Source organism: Streptomyces sp. Ru73 (genome assembly GCF_002920575.1).
Taxonomy (GTDB): Bacteria; Actinomycetota; Actinomycetes; order Streptomycetales; family Streptomycetaceae; genus Streptomyces.
On the sequence record NZ_PQSQ01000005.1, the window covers coordinates 29,385 to 50,112 of the forward strand.

General features: G+C 72.5%; 19 protein-coding genes. 8 read left to right on the forward strand and 11 right to left on the reverse strand.

What is annotated here, in order from left to right; translation table 11 throughout:
- Positions 1 to 37 precede the first annotated feature (37 nt).
- On the reverse strand, positions 38 to 640 hold the full coding sequence (wrbA, locus tag C3486_RS03565; RefSeq protein WP_103831059.1) for an NAD(P)H:quinone oxidoreductase: 603 nt from the start codon (positions 638 to 640) through the stop codon (positions 38 to 40).
- 139 nt (positions 641 to 779) lie between these two features.
- On the opposite strand from wrbA, the gene C3486_RS03570 reads away from it, so the two are divergent.
- Both C3486_RS03570 and C3486_RS03575 read left to right on the forward strand, forming a co-directional pair.
- Complete coding sequence (locus C3486_RS03570; RefSeq protein WP_103831060.1) at positions 780 to 1,355, forward strand: Chromate resistance protein ChrB; 576 nt, start codon at positions 780 to 782, stop codon at positions 1,353 to 1,355.
- Between the two features lie 53 nt (positions 1,356 to 1,408).
- Positions 1,409 to 2,545 (forward strand): MFS transporter, encoded by a 1,137-nt coding sequence (locus tag C3486_RS03575; RefSeq protein WP_103831168.1) that lies wholly within the window; start codon positions 1,409 to 1,411, stop codon positions 2,543 to 2,545.
- A 7-nt stretch (positions 2,546 to 2,552) separates the two neighbouring features.
- Here C3486_RS03575 and C3486_RS03580 read toward each other — a convergent pair whose 3' ends face one another.
- Positions 2,553 to 3,260 carry a B3/4 domain-containing protein gene (locus tag C3486_RS03580; protein WP_103831061.1) on the reverse strand — a complete coding sequence of 236 codons (708 nt, stop codon included), beginning with the start codon at positions 3,258 to 3,260 and terminating at the stop codon, positions 2,553 to 2,555.
- Positions 3,261 to 3,361: 101 nt separating this feature from the next.
- Positions 3,362 to 4,198 (reverse strand): EamA family transporter, encoded by an 837-nt coding sequence (locus tag C3486_RS03585; RefSeq protein ID WP_103831062.1) that lies wholly within the window; start codon positions 4,196 to 4,198, stop codon positions 3,362 to 3,364.
- 137 nt (positions 4,199 to 4,335) lie between these two features.
- Between C3486_RS03585 and C3486_RS03590 the strand changes: the two genes are divergently transcribed.
- The 5 genes from C3486_RS03590 (at position 4,336) to C3486_RS03610 (ending at position 10,795) form a co-directional block, all read left to right on the forward strand.
- Positions 4,336 to 4,920, forward strand: coding sequence for a helix-turn-helix domain-containing protein (locus C3486_RS03590; protein WP_103831063.1), 585 nt, complete (start codon positions 4,336 to 4,338; stop codon positions 4,918 to 4,920).
- A 285-nt stretch (positions 4,921 to 5,205) separates the two neighbouring features.
- Positions 5,206 to 7,335, forward strand: coding sequence for a carbohydrate binding domain-containing protein (locus tag C3486_RS03595; RefSeq protein ID WP_146074946.1), 2,130 nt, complete (start codon positions 5,206 to 5,208; stop codon positions 7,333 to 7,335).
- Positions 7,332 to 8,720 (forward strand): glycosyltransferase family 2 protein, encoded by a 1,389-nt coding sequence (locus C3486_RS03600; RefSeq protein WP_146074947.1) that lies wholly within the window; start codon positions 7,332 to 7,334, stop codon positions 8,718 to 8,720. The genes C3486_RS03595 and C3486_RS03600 overlap by 4 nt, the downstream gene beginning before the upstream one ends.
- 31 nt (positions 8,721 to 8,751) lie before the next feature.
- Positions 8,752 to 9,717 carry an NAD-dependent epimerase/dehydratase family protein gene (locus C3486_RS03605; RefSeq protein ID WP_103831066.1) on the forward strand — a complete coding sequence of 322 codons (966 nt, stop codon included), beginning with the start codon at positions 8,752 to 8,754 and terminating at the stop codon, positions 9,715 to 9,717.
- 13 nt (positions 9,718 to 9,730) lie between these two features.
- Positions 9,731 to 10,795 (forward strand): endo-1,4-beta-xylanase, encoded by a 1,065-nt coding sequence (locus C3486_RS03610; RefSeq protein WP_181138428.1) that lies wholly within the window; start codon positions 9,731 to 9,733, stop codon positions 10,793 to 10,795.
- 105 nt (positions 10,796 to 10,900) lie between these two features.
- Here the strand turns inward: C3486_RS03610 and C3486_RS03615 are convergent, their stop codons facing one another.
- The 7 genes from C3486_RS03615 to ltnD all read right to left on the reverse strand — a co-directional run bounded on the left by C3486_RS03615 (position 10,901) and on the right by ltnD (position 18,164).
- Positions 10,901 to 11,653 carry a FadR/GntR family transcriptional regulator gene (locus tag C3486_RS03615; RefSeq protein WP_103831169.1) on the reverse strand — a complete coding sequence of 251 codons (753 nt, stop codon included), beginning with the start codon at positions 11,651 to 11,653 and terminating at the stop codon, positions 10,901 to 10,903.
- A 10-nt stretch (positions 11,654 to 11,663) separates the two neighbouring features.
- Complete coding sequence (gene denD, locus C3486_RS03620; protein ID WP_103831068.1) at positions 11,664 to 12,707, reverse strand: D-erythronate dehydrogenase; 1,044 nt, start codon at positions 12,705 to 12,707, stop codon at positions 11,664 to 11,666.
- The gene (otnI, locus tag C3486_RS03625; protein WP_103831069.1) at positions 12,704 to 13,507 is read right to left on the reverse strand and encodes a 2-oxo-tetronate isomerase; all 804 of its coding nucleotides are present in this window, start codon (positions 13,505 to 13,507) and stop codon (positions 12,704 to 12,706) included. The genes denD and otnI overlap by 4 nt, the downstream gene beginning before the upstream one ends.
- A 134-nt stretch (positions 13,508 to 13,641) precedes the next feature.
- Positions 13,642 to 14,952, reverse strand: coding sequence for an MFS transporter (locus tag C3486_RS03630; RefSeq protein ID WP_103831070.1), 1,311 nt, complete (start codon positions 14,950 to 14,952; stop codon positions 13,642 to 13,644).
- A gap of 151 nt (positions 14,953 to 15,103) precedes the next feature.
- Positions 15,104 to 15,778, reverse strand: a complete 675-nt coding sequence (locus C3486_RS03635; RefSeq protein ID WP_103831071.1) for an aldolase — start codon at positions 15,776 to 15,778, stop codon at positions 15,104 to 15,106.
- On the reverse strand, positions 15,775 to 17,244 hold the full coding sequence (gene otnK, locus C3486_RS03640; protein ID WP_103831072.1) for a 3-oxo-tetronate kinase: 1,470 nt from the start codon (positions 17,242 to 17,244) through the stop codon (positions 15,775 to 15,777). Before otnK ends, C3486_RS03635 begins: the two co-directional genes overlap by 4 nt.
- 2 nt (positions 17,245 to 17,246) lie before the next feature.
- Entirely contained in the window at positions 17,247 to 18,164 is a 918-nt protein-coding gene (ltnD, locus tag C3486_RS03645; RefSeq protein ID WP_103831073.1) for an L-threonate dehydrogenase, read from the reverse strand.
- A gap of 214 nt (positions 18,165 to 18,378) precedes the next feature.
- Between ltnD and C3486_RS03650 the strand changes: the two genes are divergently transcribed.
- Positions 18,379 to 18,681, forward strand: a complete 303-nt coding sequence (locus C3486_RS03650) for a hypothetical protein (RefSeq protein WP_103831074.1) — start codon at positions 18,379 to 18,381, stop codon at positions 18,679 to 18,681.
- Positions 18,682 to 19,034: 353 nt separating this feature from the next.
- On the opposite strand, the gene rox is transcribed toward C3486_RS03650, so the two are convergent.
- Complete coding sequence (rox, locus tag C3486_RS03655) at positions 19,035 to 20,504, reverse strand: rifampin monooxygenase (RefSeq protein ID WP_103831075.1); 1,470 nt, start codon at positions 20,502 to 20,504, stop codon at positions 19,035 to 19,037.
- Positions 20,505 to 20,728: the final 224 nt, after the last annotated feature.

A 20,728-nucleotide genomic window follows, 5' to 3' on the forward strand; every position in this document is an offset into this window, starting at 1 on the left:
CCGGCCGCCTTCTCGGCGGCCGGCCACTGTGCGGTGTTCAGCCCCGCAGCCGCTCGGCGATGTCCGCCAGGTGCCGGCCCTGGTAGCGCGCGGCCTCCAGCGTCGCCGCGTCCGGGCCCTCGCCGCCGCCGCTGGGCCAGCTGGTGCCGTACGGGTTGCCGCCCGCCGCGTACAGCAGCGGGTCGGTGTAACCGGGCGGCACGATGATGCAGCCCCAGTGGTAGAAGACGTTGTTCAGCGACAGCAGCGTGGACTCCTGCCCGCCGTGCCGGTTCATCGCAGAGGTGAAGCTGGTGGCCGGCTTGCTGTGGAAGACGCCCGCCTGCCACAGCCCGCCCGTGAGGTCGATGAACTGCTTCAGCTGCGAGGACACGTTGCCGAACCGGGTCGGTGTGCCGAAGGCGTAGGCCGTCGCCCACTCCAGGTCCTCCAGCGTCGCCTCCGGCACCTGGTTCTTCGTCGCGTCGACATGCGCGCGCCAGGCGGGATTGGCGTCGATGGCGGCATCCGGCGCCAGCTCCGTCACCCGGCGGAGCCGTACCTCGGCGTTGCGGCCGGCGGCTCCGTCGGCGACGGCCTGGGCCAGCTGGTGAACGTTCCCGGTGGCGCTGTAGTAGATGACAGCGACGCGCACACTCATGAGCAAGCTCCTGACATAGGGGGTGCGGAACTCCCACTGTTCCCGACAAAGCGGAAGTCGAACGGGTGACACACCGTGGCACCGCCGCAGAAGTGACACTCACTCCCCATGAGTATGTAACGCGTGTTACTTTCCCCGTGTGAGTGAGGAAACGGCGAGGCAATGGGTGGTGCTGATCGTGCGGTTGCCCGCACAGCCGTCGCGCCACCGGGTGGCGGTCTGGCGGGAGCTGCGCAAGGTCGGCGCGCTCTCGCTCGGCCAGGGCGTCTGGGCGGTGCCGGACGTGCCGGTCTTCGCCGACGGCGTGCGGCGGGCCCTGGAACTGGCCGAGCGCGCCCAGGGCGAGACCGTGGTGCTGCGGGCCGCCGGCCGGGAACCGCGGGACGCGGCCCGGTTCGAGGCGATGTTCACCGCGGCGCGCGAGGAGGACTGGGCCGAGTTCACCGCCGACTGCGGTAAGTACACGGCGGAGCTGGACAAGGAGATCGCGCAGCGCAAGTTCACCCTGGCCGAGCTGGAAGAGGAGGAGCAGTCGCTGGAGCGGCTGCGCCGCTGGCACCGCGATCTCAAGGCCCGCGACGTGTTCGGCGCGCCGGGCGGCGCGGCGGCCGACCGGCGGCTCGCCGAGTGCGCGCGGCGCTTCGAGGGCTACAGCGAACGGGTCTTCGCCCACCTCCACGCGTTCTCCGACGGCAGCGAGGGAGAGGCGTCGTGAGCGGACAGCCGGCCACCGGCGCCACCGCCGCACCGGCCACGGACGGGCGGCGGATGTGGCCGCTGTACGCCGCCGGCTTCACCACCGCCTTCGGCGCGCACGGCATCGCGGCCAACCTCGGCGCAGGCGACGCCGACCTGGTCAGGTCGGTGCTGTACCTGGGCGTGCTGCTGGCGCTGTACGACGGTGCCGAGGTCGTCCTCAAGCCCGTTTTCGGCACCCTCGCCGACCGCGTGGGCGCCCGGCCGGTCCTGCTGGGCGGGCTGGTCGCGTTCGCCGCCGCCTCCGCCGTGTTCGTCGCCGTACGGGATCCCGGCTGGCTGTGGGCCGCCCGGCTGGGCCAGGGCGCCGCGGCGTCCGCGTTCTCGCCGGCCGCCTCCGCGCTGGTCGCCCGGCTGAACCCGCAGGCCAAGCACGGCCGCGCGTTCGGCTCGTACGGCTTCTGCAAGAGCATCGGCTACACCGCTGGGCCCCTGCTCGGCGGTGCGCTGGTGTGGGCGGGCGGACTGACGCTGCTGTTCGCCGTCCTGATGGTGCTGGCCGCGGCCGTCGCCGTGTGGGCCGCGCTCGCCGTACCCGCCGTGCCGCCCCTGCCCAAGCAGCGCCAGACCCTCCTGGGCCTGGCCCGCCGGCTCGCCGACGGCGCCTTCCTGCGGTCGGTCGCCGCGCTGGCCGCCGCCACCGCTGCGCTGTCCGTGGGCGTGGGATTCCTGCCCCTGTCCGGCGCGGCCGACGGCCTGCCGCCGCCGGCCACCGGCGCCGCCGTCTCCGTCCTCGCGGCGTGTGCCGCCGTGGTCCAGCCGTGGGCCGGGCGCGCGCTGGACGAGGGCCGGCTGACCGCCCGCACGGGGCTGGCCGTGGGGCTCGCCGTGACGGCGTGCGGCCTGGCCGCCGCACTGCTGCCCGGCGTGGCCGGACTCCTGACGGCCGCCGTCCTGATCGGCGCCGGCACCGGCCTGATCACCCCGCTCGGCTTCGCCGCCCTCGCCGGCGCGACGCCCCGGGAACGCATGGGCCAGACCATGGGCGCCGCCGAACTCGGCCGCGAACTCGGTGACGCCGGAGGCCCGCTCCTGGTCGCCTCCATCGCCACCGCCGCCACGCTGACCTGGGGCTATCTGGCCCTCGCCGTGCTGACGGCCCTCCTGCCACTGGCCCTGGCGGTCCGCCGCCCGAACGGCAGCTCCTGAAGGTGCGTCAGACGGCGACGCGGGGCTCTGCGGGGCTCAGGTACCGCACGCCGACGTCGTCGCTGTGCGCGGCGAGCAGGCCGCGCAGTTCCTCCGCCGCGGTCTTCAGCAGGTCGCCGTCGCGCGAGGCGGCGACGGTCTCGAGGGCGAACACGACGTGCGCGGAGTCCTCGGTGACACGGGTGCGGTGGGCGTCGCGGTGGTTCCAGTGCCGGGTCAGTACGCCGGCGGAGTCGACGTAGACGACCTCACCGGGCTTGGGGTGCTCGACGGTGCCGGGCTCGCCGAGCGGGGTGAAGGACTCGGTGCCGTCCGCGTACCGGATGATGACGTCACCGGTGACGGTGGTCAGGTCGAAGGCGCCGGCGGGCAGGCCGTGGCGCACCGAGACGGCGTTGTACGAATCGACGGCCGGGTTGATGCGCGGCAGCGTGCCCTTCTTGGCGAGACGGCGGCCGAGCGCGTCGACGCTGGGGCGGATGCGGCGGGGGTTGGTGCCGAAGGCGCGGTAGGCGGTGTGCCAGCTCTCGATGCGGGGGTCGCTCTCGTCGGCGGGCTGCCAGGAGCCCTCGGCGAGCCGCTGCTCCAGCTCGGCCAGCGCGGCGCCGGTGTCGGGCCAGTCTTCGCGACCGCGCAGGCCGGTGGCCGTGACGAGGGCGATCAGGGTGTCGGGGAAGGCGTCCGCGACGGCGGGGGCGAGGAGGAAGGAGGGCATGGGAGAGGTTCCGTTCCGTGCGTGGGGTGGGGTGGGCTGGGGTGGGCTGGGGGGGATGCGCTGATGCCAGGGGGTTCGGGCTGCCCGCCCTGCTGACTCGCTCAGGTCAGGGCCAGCAGGCTGACCGCGACGGCGGCGGTGCCCAGGCCGACGAGCTGGCCGCGGTGGATGCGCTCGGCGAGCACGCCACGGGCGAGCAGTACCGTGCCCGCCGGGTACAGGGCCGTGATCACGGCGACGACGGCGAGGTCCCCGCTGCGGGAGGCGAGCAGGAACAGCAGGTTCGCCACCGAGTCCAGCGCTCCCGCGCCTGCCGACATCGCGTACGCGGGCCGCTCGGAGCCCAGCCGGCGGCGCATCAGGCCCGCCGCTGCCAGGGTGACCGCCGAGGAGACCGCGCGCCCGACGATCAGCGGGGCCACGCCGCTGTCGGACGGCGCCTGGTGCAGACAGATCAGCTGGAGCGCGATGGCGGCGCCGGCGCCGAAGGCCAGCAGCAGCGCGGTACGCGAGGGTCGTGCCGAGCCGGCGCCGTGCCCGGCGCTGACCAGCACCACCGCCACCAGTGCGAGCGGCAGGCCGACCAGCCCGGCGGTGGCCAGGTGCTCGCCCTGCAGCAGCCCCACCCCGACGGGGAGCGCGGCGGAGACCAGCGCGGTGACGGGGGAGAGCACGTTCATCGGGCCGATGGCCAGCGTGCGGTAGAGCAGCGCGAACGCGGCGGCCGAGGCGAGCCCGGAAGCGGCGCCCCAGCCGACGGCGGAGGCGCTGAAGGAGGCGCCCAGTACGGGCCACAGCAGCAGTTCGACCGCCAGACTGGCCGGCGCGGCGATCATGACGGTACGCAGCACATGGGCCTTGCGGGCGCCGAGTCCGCCGAGGAAGTCGGCGCACCCGTAGGCGAGGGAGCTGCCCAGAGCCAGCAGCAGAGCGATCACGGTACATCCCTTACAATCTCATTGGAACGACCGAACCGTACAACGAAATGACCGGCGCGTGTCAACCGAACGACCGCGTGGTGCAATCCACTGGCCCGTCGGTGAGGCCGGTGCCCGCCGGTGAGGAGGGTGATCAGGTGCCCGAGACAGCCGCAGCCCTGCGGACGGTCGCGCACAACGTCCGGGCGGCCCGCGTCCGCGCGGGCCTGTCCCTGGAGGAGCTCAGCCGGCGCGCCCAGGTGAGCAAGGGCGCCCTGGTCGGCCTGGAGAAGGCCCAGGGCAACCCCAACCTGGCCACGCTGGTGCGGCTGGCCGACACCCTGGGCATCTCGGTGTCGGCGCTGATGCAGGGACGGGCCGAGGGCCGGGTCCGCATCGTGGCCGCCGACACCGTCGCACCGCTGTGGACCGGCAACCGGGGCAGCGAGGCCCGGCTCCTGCTGACCACCTCCGGCCCGGCCCCCGTCGAGGTCTGGCGCTGGCAGCTGGAACCGGGCGAGGAGTACCCCAGCCACCCGCACCAGGCCGGAGTGGTGGAGACCGTCAGCGTCACCGCCGGGCGGATGACGCTGATCGTGGACGGCACCGAGCACACCGTCGAAGCCGGCCGGACCGCCACCTTCGACGGCGACACCGCACACACCTACCGCGGCGCCGGCACCACCACCTGCCACCTGATCATGACAGTCCACCTCCCACCCGGCCCGTCACCGACGCCCTGAACGGCGCGGGGCCGGCGGCTGGCCGGCCCCTCGCCCGAAGCCGGAAGTGCAGGTCGGTGGCGTCGGCGGCGGTAGCCATACGTACGCGACCGATCTGTTCCGGCGGGGCCGGGGCCGGAGTGAACAGCGGTACGGGAGCGGTGGTACGGGCCGTTGCTGCTGCCGGGCCCGAAGCCGCGCATCGCGGCCGATATATCTCCTCCGGGATCGGCTGATCGGTGCCTCACCCGCGCCGGGCGGTGTGCCTACTGTGGCAGCATGCCGACGAGCAGGAGGTAGCCTTCCATGGCGCCGCAGCGTGGAGTGTATTTCCTGGCGAACGATGGATTCCTGGACTACGCGACCGCGTTCCTCAACAGCTTCCGGCGGTTCAACCCCGACCTTCCGCTGTGCCTCATTCCCTTCGCCGACGACACCGGCGCACTGCGCGCGCTTCAGTCCAGCCACGGCTTCTCGGTACTGGACGACCGCGAGGTACTGCACGCGTGCGACACGGTCGGGGCGGCCATCCGCGGCACTCCCCGTGGCCACTTCCGCAAACTCGCCATGTGGGAAGGGCCGTTCGAGGAGTTCGCGTACTTCGACTCCGACACCGTCGTCCTGCACAGTGCCGACTTCGTCTTCGACCTGCTCGCCGACTACGGCTTCCTCACCGCCCACGGCAACGACCCCACCACCCGCCGGTTCGTCTGGAACGACTCGATCGAGACGACCGGACGGCTCACCGAGGAACAGTTCGGCTTCGCCGGCGCCACCGGCTTCGTCGCCTCCCGCAAGGAGTGCCTGCCGCTCGCGGACGTCGTCCGGCGGCTGCCCGAGGTACGCGACCTGCTGCCGCACATGTGCCCGGGGCTGAACGACCAGCCGATGCTCAACTACCTGATGGTGACGTCCGGTTACCGCTACGCCAGCCTCAGCGCACTGGCCGACGCGGGCGCCGAGGGCCTCGCGGTGGAGTGGTGGGGCGGCGATCCGGTCGGTGCGGTCGAGGACGGCCGGGTGGTGTCGCCGGACGGCCACCCGCCGCTGTTCGTGCACTGGTCCGGCACGTTGAAACAGGCGGCCGCACCGCTCGTCAACCGCGCGCTGTGGGAGACGTACCGAGCCGGCGCCGCACCGGGCTCGCCGGCCGCGGCCGGGACGGATGCGGTGACCGGCGCGGCGGCGGACAACGCCTCGCCCACCGGCTCCGGTGCGGGCGCCGTCACCTGCACCTTCGAGGACGGGACGACACAGGGCTGGTCCTGCCGCGTGGGCAGCGCCCGGGTGACGGTCAGCGACGCCTGCGCCCACAGCGGCACCCACAGCCTGCTGTGCAGCAGCCGCACCGAGCCGTGGGAGGGGCCCCGGCTGGCACTGCCCGCCCCGCCGACGCCCGGTGCTGCGTACGCCTTCCGGCTGTGGGCCCGGCTCGCCCCCGGCGAGGCACCCGCGGACCTCAAGCTCACGATGGAACGCCACCACACCGGCGGCACCTGTTACGACACCGTGGTACCGGACACCCGCGTCGCGGCTGATCACTGGACCGAGCTCGGCGGCACCTACACCCTCACCCACGAGGCCACCCGGCTCGTCGTCTACGCCGAATCCCTCCACGGCACCGTGCCCTTCCACCTCGACGACTTCACCATGACCGTCTCCGGCCCCGCGCCGGCGTCCGCCGGCCACACGAGCCCGTACGGCCTGACCAGCGAGACGGACGGCGAACTGATCGGGACCGTGCTGCTGAACGCCGCCGCGTACCGGGACGGGCAACGGGACGGGGGAGGAGGTAAGCGGCCGCTGCGGGTCCTGGAGTGGGGCTCCGGGCGCAGCACCCTCGCCTTCCCGCAACTGCTCGCCGACGCCGGCGTACCGTGCCACTGGACCAGCCTGGAACACCACCGCGGCCACCTCGACACCGAACTGCCGCCACTGCTCGCCGCACGGCCGGGCGTCTCCGTGCGGTACATGGACGGGGAACCGGCCACCGGCCACGACGAGGCGGCCGGCACCGACGGCGTCCCGTACACACCCGGCACCGACGGCGTACGGATCGACGTGGTGTGCTGGGACAGAGGCCCGCTGCACCCGCACTTCGGCGTCAGCCACTACGCGGACCGCGCCGCCGACCTCGACGACTACGTCGCCTACCCCATGACGGCTGCCGGAGCGGCAGAGGCTCCGGGACCGTACGACGTCATCCTGATCAACGGGCGCAAGCGCCGCCGCTGTCTGCTGACCGCACTGCGGCTCCTCGGTGAGCGGACGGCCGTCCTGCTGCACGACGCCGGCCGCCCGTACTACCACTGCGCCCTGGAGGCGTACCCGGCCGGCCGGTTCCTCGGAGACGCGCTGTGGATCGGCGGCAAGGACCAGGACCTGCTCACCGACCTCGCGTTCTCGCCCGCGCCGACGCCACGGAGCTGCCCTTGAGCGTCACCGTCGCCATACCGACCACCCTCGAACGCCCCACGGTGCGGTCCACCGTCGAGTCAGCGCTGGCCGCCGCGGCGTACGACCCGCACGCCGAGGTGCTGGTCATGGTCAATGGCACCCCGCCGTCCCCCGACCCCCTGGCTCACCTCGGCTCGCCTCAGGTGCGGGTGCTCCACCTGCCCCGGCGGAGCGCGCCCGGCGCCCGGAACGCCGCACTGGAGACGGCATGCCACGACACCGTGCTCTTCACCGACGACGACTGCCGGCTGCCGGCGACCTGGTGCACGGACCTCGCCACGGCACTGCACCTGCCCGCGGAGGTCGCCGTGGCCGCGCCGGTCCGCGCCGAAGGGCCGGGCCCGCTGCTCGCCTACATGAACTACCAGCGCCTCTTCGACGCGCCACCGGACGGTGCGGGCGGTGCGGCGTACGTGGTGACGGCCAACTGCGGCGTGCGGCGCGACCGGCTCCCGCACCGCATGCGCTTCGACGACACCCACTTCAACAACGCCGCCGAGGACGCCGACTTCGGCCTCCGGCTCCGCGCCGCCGGACACTCCCTCCGATGGCTGGCCCGGTCGGCCCCCGTCACCCACCGGCTCTCCGGCGCCATCGTGGAGATCTCGGACCGGTGGCTCCGTTACGGCCGGGCCCACGTCCGCCTGCACACCCGCAAGCGGCATCCCGGTACCGCGCTCGGCGGCGTACGCCGCTGGTACGCGGCCATGTGCCAGGACACCGCACGCGTCCACCGCTGCTTCAGCGAGCTGGCCGACCCCGTACTGCGCGAGGCCTTCACCGCGTACGACCTCATCCTGGGCGCCTCCTTCCTCATCGGTTACCTCGAAGAGCTCGGCAGTGAGTGGGGGCGCCCGCTGATCACGGTGGACCACGACAAACTCACGGCCGGCTGGGACCGCGTGGCACGGTGGCAGGAAGCACTCGTCTCCGCCACACCGGACGGGCCGCCGCCGGAAGTCCGGCCCGATTACCACCGGTTCGGCATCGCGGCGGGGGAGTGGCTGCCGGTGCCCGAGTGGTACACCAGCCTGCTCCAGACGTACGCGAGTCCGCTCCCCGACGGCGACGGCGACACCGGCGGGAACAGCAACGGCAACGGGACCAGCGACGGGAACGCGAACGGTGACGGCACCGCGTACGCACGCGATCTCGCCGCCTTCCTGCGTTCCCCGCACCCCGCACCGCCCGGCCCGACCGCCGAGGAACTGCACCGTGCCTGGACCGCCTGTCCCGGCGGCGCGCCGCGGAACGCGGACGAGGCCGACCGGGCGCTGCGCGGAGCCGGCGCCTGCATGAGGGAAGGCGGCCGCGTCCTGGAGGCGTACCTGCCGGCGCGCCCACTCCTCGGGAGCCGCACATGACGCGGCACCCGCAACCACCCGGAGGTCGCACATGAGCCGCCGTCAGACCGTGGTCGTCGCCGGCGGGGCCGGCTTCGTGGGCTCCCACCTGTGCCGGTGCCTGCTCGACGGGGGACACGCGGTCATCTGCCTCGACAACCTGCTCACCGGCGACCTCCGCAACATCGCGGGGCTCGGCCGGCGCGGCCCGTTCCGCTTCCGGCGGCACGACATCACGGAGACCACCGCACTTCCCGGCCCCGTCGACGTGGTCTTCCATCTCGCCTCGCCCGCCTCGCCCCGCGACTACCTCAGCCATCCGCTCGCCACGCTCGCCGCAGGCTCGGCCGGTACGGACAACCTGCTGCGGCTGGCCCAGGAGAAGTCCGCCCGCTTCGTCCTCGCCTCCACCTCCGAGGTCTACGGCGACCCGCTCGTCCATCCGCAGCCCGAGACGTACTGGGGCAATGTCAACCCCACCGGCCCGCGCAGCGTCTACGACGAGGCCAAACGCTTCGCGGAGGCGCTGACGGCCGCCCACCGCAGGGCCCGCGGCACCAGCACCGCGATCGCCCGCATCTTCAACACCTACGGGCCGCGCATGCGCCCCGCCGACGGCCGTGCCGTGCCCGCGTTCGTCACCCAGGCGCTGCGCGGCGACCCGGTCACCGTCGCGGGCGACGGCCTGCAGACCCGTTCCCTCTGCTACGTCGACGACCTCGCCGAAGGGCTTCTGCTGCTGGCCGCGGCGGCGACGCCCGGCCCGGTCAACCTCGGCAACCCGTACGAGATCACCATGCTCGACCTCGCCCACCAGGTCATCCGCATGACCGGCTCCGCATCTCCCGTCGTCTTCGTCGAACGCCCGCCGGACGACCCGTCGTTGCGCCGCCCCGACATCACACGGGCGCGGGAGGAGCTGGGCTGGAAGCCGACCACCGGCCTGCCGGAAGGGCTGCTCCGTACCATCGCGTGGTTCCGCTCGACGGCGACCGCGCCCACGTCGGCCCTCTCCTGACCTTGGGCGCATCTTGACCCTCAGCGAACTGGCCGCCCGGCACGGACTCGTCTTCGGCACAGCGCTCACCGAGCGGGGCCTCGCCGATCCCCGCTACCGGGCGCTCGCCGCGACCCAGTTCAGCAGTGTCACCCCCGAGAACGCCATGAAGTGGGACCACGTGGAACGCGAACGCCACACCCGCACCTGGGCCGCGGCCGACGCGATCGCACGCTTCGCCGCGCGGCACGGCCAGGAAGTGCGCGGCCACCCGCTGGTCTGGTACGACCAACTGCCGCCCTGGCTCACCGGGGGCCACTTCACCCCGGGTGAGCTGACCACCCTGCTCCGTACGCACGTCACCACCCTGGCCCGGCGCTACGCCGGCACGGTCACGGCCTGGGACGTCGTCAACGAGCCCCTGGCGGACGACGGTTGCCTGCGCCGCAGCATCTGGCACGAAGCGCTCGGCCCCGACCACATCGCCCAGGCCCTCACCTGGGCGCACGCCGCGGACCCCGGAGCACGTCTCTACCTCAATGAGTTCAACACCCTTGAGGAGAACCCCAAGAGCAAGGCGCTGTACGACCTGGCCGGCTCACTCCTCGACCGGGGCGTCCCCCTGCACGGCATCGGCTTCCAGTGCCATCTGCTGCTGGGACAGGAGATGCCGGCCGTGGCCCGGACGCTGAACCGCTTCGCGGAACTCGGCCTGGAAGTGGCCGTCACCGAGCTCAGTGTGCGAATGCTGCCGCCGGTCACCCCCGCGAAGCTGGCCGCCCAGGCCGCCGCCTACCGCGCCGTCGTCGAGCAGTGCCTCGCCGCGCCCGCCTGTACCGGCCTCACGGTCTGGGGCGTCGGCGACGCGGATTCCTGGGTGCCCCAGGGCAGCCGCAGCCCGTACGGACACCCCACCCTCCACGACGAGGACTACCGCCCCAAACCCGCCAGGGAAGCCGTGGCCCGCGCCCTGGCCGCCACGCCGCGCGGCCTCGGAGAGCGGTCCCGGCACGTGGGCCGAGCGCATGGCCCTGCGCTGATCAGGACGACCGACCACGTACCGCCTCCCCCGGGACCAGCCCGCGCTCCCGCTCCGTGAGCCAGTCGGCGACCCGCCGCGCGCGGCGAACCCCGATGACGACGATGCGTCAGGCGGCCGCCGCGCAATTGCGCCACTGAGCCGGCGTACCCAGCGGGACCGGTCTCAGGTGGTGGCCCCCAGGTCCACGTCCAGGTCCTCGGTTTCCGTCCAGAAGCCGTCGTCCGCCTCCTGGAGCCGCGCCGCGGCGTGCTTCAGATGGCGGCGGGCGGCCGCGCACGCCGCCTCCGCGTCGCCGGACTCGATGGCGGCCAGGATGGCGTGGTGCTCCTGCCGGACCGCCTCGAAGAAGTCCGTCCGCCGCGCCTCGTTCGCCCGCGTGACCCGGATGCCGCTGCGCAGCACCTCGCCGAGGTACCGCAGCGTCGACACCATCACCGTGTTCCCCGTCGACTCGGCGATGGACCGGTGAAAGGCGTAGTCCTCGTCGGCGCCGTCACCACCGGCCGCGACCGCGGCGTCGATCGCGTCCAGCGCCTCCCGCATCCGCGCGACGTCGTCCGGCGTGGCGCGGGTGGCCGCCAGCGCGGCCGCCTCGCCCTCGATGGCACGGCGCAGCTCCACGATCTGCCGCACCTTCGCCTTGGTGTCGTCCGCCTCGGCCTCCAGGTCGAGCGGCCGGGTGCGCCGGGGCATGACGAACACACCGAGGCCCTGGCGCGGTTCGACCAGACCGGCGTTGCGGAGCCGGGAGACCGCCTCGCGCACCACCGTGCGGCTGACACCCAGCTGCTTGACCAGTTCCACCTCGGTCGGCAGCTTGTCGCCCTCGGCGAGCCGCCCGGACTCGATCTCCTCGGAGAGCACCGCGGCGACCCGGTCCGCCAGCCGCACGGGACCACTCAACTTGGACAACATGGTCATCAGTCTACGGGCGCGGGCCCGCCGCCACCTGCGCGGCATCGACGGCCACCACGGCGTCGGCGTGGTCGCGGAGGTAGTCCCGCACCACCGTCTCGAAGTCCGGGTCGGGCGCCAGCCCGAGCGCGGTCGCGCGGGCGTTGTCGAAGCGCGCCGGCCAGGACCCCACGATGGCCTCGACGGCCGGGTCAGGCGCCACCGTCACCAGGTCGGCGACGGCGTCACCGGCCACCTTCCGCAGTGTGTCCAGCATCTCGGCGACCGTGACCGTGAGCGCCGGCAGGTTGACGGGCAGCCGCCCGTCGAGCTGCCCGGGCCCGGTGCCGCGCTCGGCCTCGGCGACCCGCAGGATGCCCTCGACCGTACGCCGCGGCGAGGCCAGCGCCACCCGCAGCCCGGGATCGACCGGGCAGGTCGCCGGGAGGCCCGCGAGCGGCTCGCGGACGATGCCGGAGAGGAAGCCGGAGGCGGCCGCGTTCGGCTTGCCGGGCCGCACCGAAACCGTCATCAGCCGGGCCACGCGCCCGTCGAGGTATCCACGGCGCGTGTACTCGCCGACCAGCTGCTCGCAGACGAACTTCTGCACCCCGTAACTCGACCGGGGCGTGGGCAGGGTCGCCTCGCTGACCACCGGCGGCAGCGGCAGCGCGGGGTCGGAACCGTAGATCGCGACGCTGCTGGAGAACACGATCCGCGGCGTGGGCCCGCCGCCGGCCGACTGCGCCCTGGCGGCTTCGAGCAGCGCACGCGTGGTGTCCACGTTCGCGCTCATGCCGAGGTCGAAGTCGGCCTCGCACTCGGCCGACACCGCGGACGCGAGGTGGATCACGACGTCCACCGGCTCCGCGAACAGCTCACCGAGGCGGTCGGTCAGGTCGCCCTGCACGACGTCCACGAGCGGATCGGCCGCCTCCGGGGCCCCGGACGGCACGAACCGGTCGGCGAGTACCAGCCGGTCGACGGGCACACCGGCGAACGTACGCGCCTCCAGCAGCGCGCCGGCCACCTGCCGGCCCAGGAAGCCGAAGCCACCCGTGATGACGATCCTCATGCCTTCTCTCCTCGGTAGTCCTTGAGCCAGCCCAGACCCTCGGTCGTGCCGGCACGCGGGCGGTACTCGCAGCCGACCCAGCCGTCGAACCCCACCTCGTCGACGACGCCGAAGAGGTGCCGGACGTCGAGTTCGCCGAGGTCCGGCTCGTGCCGGTCGGGCACGCCCGCGATCTGCAGATGGCCGACCCGGCCGGTCGGCAGGTCACGGCGCAGCGTCGTGGTGAGGTCGCCCTCGACGATCTGACAGTGGTACAGGTCCAGCTGCACCTTCAGGTTCGGCGCGCCCACCTCCTGTACGACCGCGTGGGCCTGCGCCTGCGTGCGCAGGAAGTACCCCGGCATGTCGCGCTGGTTGATCGGTTCGATGAGCACGTCGACATCCACTGCCGCCGCGCGCTCCGCGGCCCAGGCGAGGTTGGTCAGGTACGTCGCGTGCTGCGCGTCCCGCTCGGCGGGCGCCGCGTCCGGGCTCACCAGCCCGGCCATGACGTGCACGCGCGGGCAGCCCAGCGCCGCCGCGTACTCCAGGGCGCGGTCGATCCCCGACCGCGTCTCCGCCTCGCGCCCGGGCAGCGAGGCGGTCCCGCGCTCGCCCGCGTCCCACGCGCCCGGCGGCGCGTTGAAGAGCACCTGCAGCAGGCCGTGGTCGTCGAGCCGCCGGCGCAGCGCGGCGGCCTCGTAGTCGTACGGGAAGAGGTACTCGACGCCCTCGAAGCCGTCCGCCGCGGCGGCGGCGAAGCGGTCGAGGAAATCGTGTTCGGTGTACATCATGGAGAGGTTCGCGGCGAACCTTGGCATGGTGGCTCCTGCGTTCGGACCGGTAACGGACGGGCTCCGTACCGGATTCTTCCGGGCGGCGCGGCGCGGCGCGGATGCGGTCGGTGATTTCCGCGGCTTCAGCGCCTTCCGCGGCTTGAGTGGTTTCGCCGGCTTCAGCGGTTGACGACCTGCTTCTTGGTGAGGAGCACCGCGGCGGCGCCGACGACGAGGCTGAGCGCCAGGACGTACATCGGGATCGACGCCGAGCCGGTGGCGTCCTTGAGCGCGCCGATCATGTACGGGCTGACGAAGCCGGCCAGGTTGCCGACCGAGTTGATCACGGCGAGCCCGGCCGCCGCCGCGGTGCCGCCCAGGAACGCGGTGGGCAGCGACCAGAACAGCGGCGCGCAGGTCAGCACCCCGGCCGCGGCGAAGGACAGCGCGATCAGGGACAGCACGGTCGACCCGGCCCAGCCGGCGGCCAGCGAGAATCCGACGGCGCCCATGAGGGACGGGACGACCAGGTGCCAGCGGCGCTCGCGGCGCTTGTCGGCCGAAGCGCCGAACAGGTTCATCGCGACGAGCGCGGCCAGGTACGGCACGGCGCTGAGCGCACCGATCGCGAAGTTGCCCTTGATGCCGGTGGACTGGACGAACGTCGGCATCCAGAACGTCAGCGCGTACTGCCCCATCACGAAGCAGAAGTAGATGAGGCACATCAGCCACACCTTCGGCTCGCGGAAGGCGTCCCAGACCCGGCCGTGCACGGTGTGGTGCGCAGCGTCGTCCTCCAGCGCGCGCTCCACGACGGCCTTCTCCTCGTCGGTGAGCCACTTGGCGCTGCGCACACTGTTGTCGAGGTAGAACAGCGTGGCCACACCGACGGCGACGGCGGGCAGCCCTTCGAGCAGGAACAGCCACTGCCAGCCCTGCCAGTCGTTGACGCCGTGGAACGTGTCCATGATCCAGCCGGAGAGGGGGTTGCCGAAGATGCCGGCCACCGGGATGGCGGACATGAACAGCGCGATCACCCGGGCGCGGCGGTGCGAGGGGAACCAGTAGGTGCAGTACAGGATCACGCCCGGGTAGAAGCCCGCCTCCGCGGCACCGAGCAGGAACCTCAGCACGTAGAACGTCACCTCGTTGGTGACGAACATGAACGCCGCCGAGACCAGCCCCCACGTGATCATGATCCGGGCGATCCAGGTACGGGCACCGACCCGCTGCAGCAGCAGGTTGGAGGGCACCTCGAAGAGGAAGTACCCGATGAAGAACAGGCCGGCACCGAGGCCGTAGGCCGCCTCGCTGAACCCGAGATCGTCGGACATCTGCAGCTTCGCGAAGCCGACGTTGACCCGGTCGAGGTAGGAGACGACGTAACAGAGGACGAGGAAGGGGACGAGGCGTCTGATGACCTTGCGGAAGACGGCGTTCTCACGGGCGAGGCCGGCGGCCTCGCCCGTGGGGGCGGCGGGAAGCGACATGACGAATCCTTCTGCGGCTCAGGGATTCTCTGACGGGGGTCAGTGGGGGGTTGCGCAAAGCTGTAGAGGGGGTGTGCCGGGGGCTTTGGTGTGCGGGGGCCTGAGGAGAGCGCCTGCCGCCACCTGGGAAGTTCTTCGGCGGGAGAGCGCGTCACCACGCCGCGCCGAACGCGGACCTCAGTTCGTCGATCGCGTCGGCGGGAAGGGGGTCGGGGCGCCGGCCGGTGGTGAGCCAGAGGCGCGCCGTCTCCTCGAGTTCTTCGAGGACGGCGAGGGCGGCGGCCGCATCGGGCCCCCAGACGACCGGCCCCAGCCGGTCGAGCAGGACGGCCCTGATCGGTGTGCCGCTCGCGGCGCGGTCGGCGATCCGGTCGGCCACCAGATCGGCCACGCGCGGGTCGCCGGGCCGGTGGTAGGGGATGAGCGGCACGTGCCCGACCTTCATCACGTAGTACGGGGTGAGGGGCGGCAGCACGTCGTCCGGACGCCACACCCCGGCCAGCGTCAGCGCGACCAGGTGCGTGGAGTGGGTGTGCAGGACGAACCGCGCCGTGGGGTCGGCGTCGTAGATGCGCCGGTGGAGCGTCAGCGTCTTGCTGGCCCGGTCGCCGGCGAGCTGCTCACCACCGGCGTCGACCAGCGCCAGACGCCGGGGTTCGAGGAAGCCCAGCGCGGCGTCGGTGGGTGTGATCAGGTACCCGTCGGCCACCTTCGCGCTGATGTTGCCGGCGCTGGCGTGGACGTACCCCCGCGCGAACAGGCTCGTCCCCACCCGGACGATCTCGCCCCGCGCCTCGTCGGCGGTGGCGTACGGAAACTGGGTCACGAGGTCTCCCGGTCCAGGCAGGCGAACGATGCGGTGAAGAAGTCCGGCCCACCGAAGTTGCCCGACTTCAGAGCGATGTGAAGCGTGTCTCCGCCGGAGTGGGGGGTGTCCCCGCCGGTGTCGAGGGTGTCCCCGCCGGTAGGGGGCGTCTCCCGGCCGGTACGCAAGGCGTCCTTGTGCGGCAGGGTTGCCGCGCACCACGGCACGCCGGGGTCGATCTGCGGCCCGATCCGCAGCCCGGTGATGCCGAGCGCCTGGACGACCGCGCCCGAGGTCTCGCCGCCCGCGACGACGAGCCGGCGCACACCGAGCTCGACCAGTCCGCGTGCGACGCGCGCGAGAGTACGTTCCACCAGCTCACCGGCTTCGGCGGCACCGAGCCGGCCCTGCACGGTCCGCACCGCCTCGGGCGCCTCGGTGGAGTAGACGAGGACCGGCCCGTCGGCCAGGTGCGCTGCCGCGAACTCCAGCGCCTGAGCGGCCACGTCCTCGCCGTCCGCGATGCGCAACGGGTCCACACTGAACGCGGGCCGCCCGGTGTCCAGGAACGCACGGACCTGGCGGTTCGTGGCGGCGGAGACCGACCCGGCGATGACGGCCGCGTGACCGCCGGCCGGCGGCAGCTGCGCGGCGGCCGGGGACGGCTTGACCCCCCAGTTCGCGGGCAGCCCGATCGCCAGCCCGGAGCCTGCGGTCACCAGCGGCATCCCCTTCACCGCCGCGCCCAGCCGTACGAGGTCGTCGTTGGACACGGCGTCCACGACGGCCATCCCGCGGCCTTCCGCGCGCAGGGCGCCGATCCGCTCCCGGATCGCTTGGGGGCCGTCCGCGACGACCGTGTGGTCGATGAGCCCGACCGCGCGCGTCGTCTGCGCGCCGAGTACGGAAACCAGGTTGGAGTCGGTCATCGGCGTCAGCGGATGGTCCCGCATGCCGCTCTCGCTCAACAGCACGTCGCCGACGAAGAGATGACCCTTGAAGACCGTGCGCCCGTTGTCCGGGAACGCCGGCGTCGCGATGGTGAAATCGCTGCCCAGCGCGTCGAGCAGGGCCTCGGTGACCGGCCCGATGTTCCCGGCCGGCGTCGAGTCGAACGTCGAGCAGTACTTGAAGTAGATCTGCTCGGCGCCCGCCGACCGCAGCCAGTCCAGTGCCCGCAGCGATGCCTCGACGGCTTCGGCGGCCGGCACGGTACGGGACTTGAGCGCGATGACCACGGCATCCGCGTCCATGGCATCCACGTTCATGGCATCCGCGTTCATGGCATCCGCGTCCACCACCTGCTCGGCCGCTGTCCGAGCGGCCGTTGACCGATCGGCCGCTGCCTTTTCGGCCGTTGTCCGATCGGGGCCGACCGGCGGTACGTCGATCAGCTGGACCACGCGCATGCCCGCGCGTACGAGGTTGTTCGCCAGGTCGGTGGCGCCGGTGAAGTCATCGGCGATGCAGCCGAGTCGGATACCCATTCTCATGCCTCCGTCGGCTCGGGCAGGTCGATGCCAGGGAAGATCTTGATGACCGCGCTGTCGTCCTCGCCGCCCAGCCCGGAAGCCGATGCCTGCAGGAACATCTGATGCGCTGTGGCGGCGAGGGGCAGCGGGAACCTCTCCGGCCGGGCGGAATCGAGCACGATGCCCAGGTCCTTGACGAAGATGTCGACGGCGGAGAGCGGTGTGTAGTCCCCGGCGAGCACGTGAGCCATCCGGTTCTCGAACATCCAGGAGTTGCCGGCGCTGTGCGTGATGACCTCGTAGAGCGCTTCGGCCGGGACGCCGGCCTTGAGGCCCAACGCCATCGCCTCGGCCGCCGCCGCGATGTGCACGCCCGCGAGCAGCTGGTTCACGACCTTGACCTTCGAGCCGAGGCCGGCCCGGTCGCCGAGGCGGTAGACGGTGCTGCTCATGGCCTCCAGCACGGGGTCGGCGACCGCGTACGCCTCGGCGGCGCCCGACGTCATCATGGTGAGCTCGCCGGTCGCGGCCCGCGCCGCGCCGCCCGAGATCGGTGCGTCCAGGTAGCGCACGCCCCGCTCGGCCAGCCGCCCTTCGAGCGCCTCGGACCAGCCGGGGTCGACGGTGGAGCACATCACGAACACGGCTCCCGGCCGCAGCCGGCCGGCCGCCCCGTCGGCGCCGAACAGCACCGACTCGACCTGCTCCGCATTGACCACCACGCTGACCAGAACGTCCACCTCGGCGGCCAGGTCACCGGGGGAGGGGAAGACGGTCCCACCGTCCCGCGCGAAGCCGGCCGCGACGTCGGGCCGCAGGTCGTGGACCCCCACGTCGTACCCGGCCGCCCGCAGACTGCGCGCCATCCCGAGCCCCATGGCCCCGAGCCCCACCACGCCCACACGCGGCCGTGCCGACCCGTCCTGATCGTTCATGCCCACCCTCGTATCCACTGCTGTCCGGGCGCGGTCCGCCCCGAGGAGGCGGCGCGATCAGGTCATATGATGACCTGAGGACGTCGGGCGGGTACACCGTGATGTCGGTCACACCTCTTCCCGCTGCGACCCTCGCGCCCGGACCCGCCATGCGGCGCTGAATGCGCCCTGGACTCGCGGGCATGATGGCCCGGTGACAACGACGACAACATGGATGCGCTGCTACTGGGACGAAGAGGACACGTGGTTCTACTTCGAGGTCGACGCCCAGGGCTGGGTGCAGCGCCAGGTCGAACTGCAGGGCCCGGAGGCGACACCGCTCGTCGCCGCGTCCCTCGCCGAGTGGCAGCGGGCCCACGATGCCGGCCGGCCGGCAGCTTACGAGCGCCGCTTCGGCCTTACCGCCGAACCGCCGGTCCCGGACTGGGAGGGGCACCACCCCGAGTACCTGACGGCGAACGATTTCGAGCAGATCTGGGCTGCCGCACGGAAACACCTCACCGCCCGGCCCAACTGACCTCTCTCAGGCAATGAGGCGGAGCCCTATCGCGGTACGCCGCCGTTGGTCTGCCCCTCGGGAGCGGCCTCCCGCCGACGAGGCGCCCCGAAGGCGGAGCCGACGTGCGTCAGCGTCCGGCCGCACCGGGCGCAACGCCGCTCGTACTCGTAGCGCGAAGACGGCGGCGGCTGCTTGCAGGAGGCGCGGCAGGGCAGGCAGATGAACGACGACTTCGAGGGCGGCATGCGCACAGGGCAGGTGGCGGAAGGCCTGGTCAGCGAGGAGATTTACGGTGCCGGTGGGTGAGGTTGGGGCGCCCGGTTGGTGGTTGGGCGGACCCGGCGGGTCGGGTAACTCGGCGCCGCGCTTGCTCAGTTGGTCGGCGTGCCGAACCACTTCGAGAGGTGGTCGGCGACATCCTCCTGATCGTCGCCGACCCACGCCACATGGCCGTCCGGCCGCAGTAGCACGGCCGGTGCGTCCAACTCCTCGCTGACGTCGGTGACATGGTCGACGCGGTCCGTCCACCCGGCGGTCGAGAGCCGGCCGGTCTGGTCGAGCAGCAGGCCGCGGCCGCTGTGCATCAGCTCGTACAGGCGGGTCCGCTTCAGCTGCACGTCCCGCAGCCGCCGCCCGATGAGTCCGTGAGGTTGGCCTCGGCCTCGGCCTTGGCCCTGCTCGTGGCCGTCGCCGAAGTCGTAGCGGATGCCGACCGCGGTGATCTTCTCGATCAGGTAGCGGTTGACCTCCTCGAAGTCCATCAGCTCCGCCAGCACCCGGCGCACCGCCCGCGGGCCCGGCTCCTGGGACAGCAACTCCGATTGCGCACGCGTGTTGTTGAGTACGTCGTCGGCCACCGGCTGCCGTTCGACCTGGTAGCTGTCCAGCAGCCCGTCCGGAGCCCAGCCGTTGACCGTGGCGGCCAGCTTCCAGCCCAGGTTGAACGCGTCCTGGACGCCGAGGTTCAGCCCCTGCCCACCCAGCGGCGGGTGGACGTGCGCCGCGTCCCCGGCCAGCAGCACTCGCCCGACCCGGTACCGCTCGGCCAGCCGCGTGGCGTCGCCGAAACGCGACAGCCAGCGCGGCGCGTGCACGCCGAAGTCGGTGCCGGCGAACACCCGCAGCCGCCGCCTGACCTCGTCCAACGTCGGCGGTGACGTACGCTCCTCGCCCGCGGCCACCCCCTCGGCCGGCACGACGAACCGGTGCGCCCCGCCCCCGATGGGCCCGACGCCGAACCCGCGGTACGTCGTGCGGACCTCGGCCACCACCGCCGCCAACTCCTCCGGCGGCGTGGTCACTTCCGCCTCACCCAGCAGCCACTCGTTCTTGGCAGGCTCGCCGGGGAAGCCGACACCGAGCCGCTTGCGCACCGTACTGCGGCCACCGTCACACCCGACCAGGTAGCGCGAGCGCAGCGGTGCGCCCTCCGCCGGCTCGACGGTCACCCCGTCCTCGTCCTGGCTCAGCCCGACCACCTCGCACCCGCGCCGGATCTCGGCACCGACCTCCGTCGCGTGTTCGGCCAGCAGGCGGTCGGTGACCGTCTGCGGAATGCCGAGGATGTACGAGTGAGCCGTGTCCATCCGGGCGGGCCACGGTTTATCGATCCCCGCGAAATAACCACCGAGCGCGCGCTTCCTGCCGTGCGCGAGAAATCGTTCCAGAAGCCCGCGCTGGTCCATCACCTCGATACTGCGGACGTGCAGTCCGAGCGAGCGGACGACCCTGGTCGGCTCCGGGTCCCTTTCCAGTACGAGTACGCGCACGCCGTGCAGGCGCAACTCACTGGCCAGCATCAACCCGGTCGGTCCGGCGCCGACCACGATCACGTCAATCATCAGGACACCCGTTCAGTGAGGGGAATTCCGGCCGGCCGCCATGCCCGGCCCTGCGGCGGTCGGGACACCCAAAGCACACGCACCTCGCGAATAATCGAATTTCCGCAGGTGCTGGCCTGGGCCGGAGATTCTGCAGCATCACCACGGCCTTGCCGCAAGCCCCACACTGGGCTATATCTTGAAAGTGGCAAGGAGCGCATGACCTCCTTGCCTTTGTTCTGCTT

Bases quoted from the DNA above. Each gene is read 5' to 3' on its own strand.
- wrbA (WP_103831059.1), bottom strand. From the start codon at position 640: ATGAGTGTGCGCGTCGCTGTCATCTACTACAGCGCCACCGGGAACGTT.
- C3486_RS03575 (WP_103831168.1), top strand. From the start codon at position 1,409: ATGTGGCCGCTGTACGCCGCCGGCTTCACCACCGCCTTCGGCGCGCAC.
- C3486_RS03580 (WP_103831061.1), bottom strand. From the start codon at position 3,260: ATGCCCTCCTTCCTCCTCGCCCCCGCCGTCGCGGACGCCTTCCCCGAC.
- C3486_RS03595 (WP_146074946.1), top strand. From the start codon at position 5,206: ATGGCGCCGCAGCGTGGAGTGTATTTCCTGGCGAACGATGGATTCCTG.
- C3486_RS03605 (WP_103831066.1), top strand. From the start codon at position 8,752: ATGAGCCGCCGTCAGACCGTGGTCGTCGCCGGCGGGGCCGGCTTCGTG.
- C3486_RS03615 (WP_103831169.1), bottom strand. From the start codon at position 11,653: ATGTTGTCCAAGTTGAGTGGTCCCGTGCGGCTGGCGGACCGGGTCGCC.
- denD (WP_103831068.1), bottom strand. From the start codon at position 12,707: ATGAGGATCGTCATCACGGGTGGCTTCGGCTTCCTGGGCCGGCAGGTG.
- otnI (WP_103831069.1), bottom strand. From the start codon at position 13,507: ATGCCAAGGTTCGCCGCGAACCTCTCCATGATGTACACCGAACACGAT.
- C3486_RS03630 (WP_103831070.1), bottom strand. From the start codon at position 14,952: ATGTCGCTTCCCGCCGCCCCCACGGGCGAGGCCGCCGGCCTCGCCCGT.
- otnK (WP_103831072.1), bottom strand. From the start codon at position 17,244: ATGGGTATCCGACTCGGCTGCATCGCCGATGACTTCACCGGCGCCACC.
- ltnD (WP_103831073.1), bottom strand. From the start codon at position 18,164: ATGAACGATCAGGACGGGTCGGCACGGCCGCGTGTGGGCGTGGTGGGG.
- C3486_RS03650 (WP_103831074.1), top strand. From the start codon at position 18,379: ATGCGCTGCTACTGGGACGAAGAGGACACGTGGTTCTACTTCGAGGTC.
- rox (WP_103831075.1), bottom strand. From the start codon at position 20,504: ATGATTGACGTGATCGTGGTCGGCGCCGGACCGACCGGGTTGATGCTG.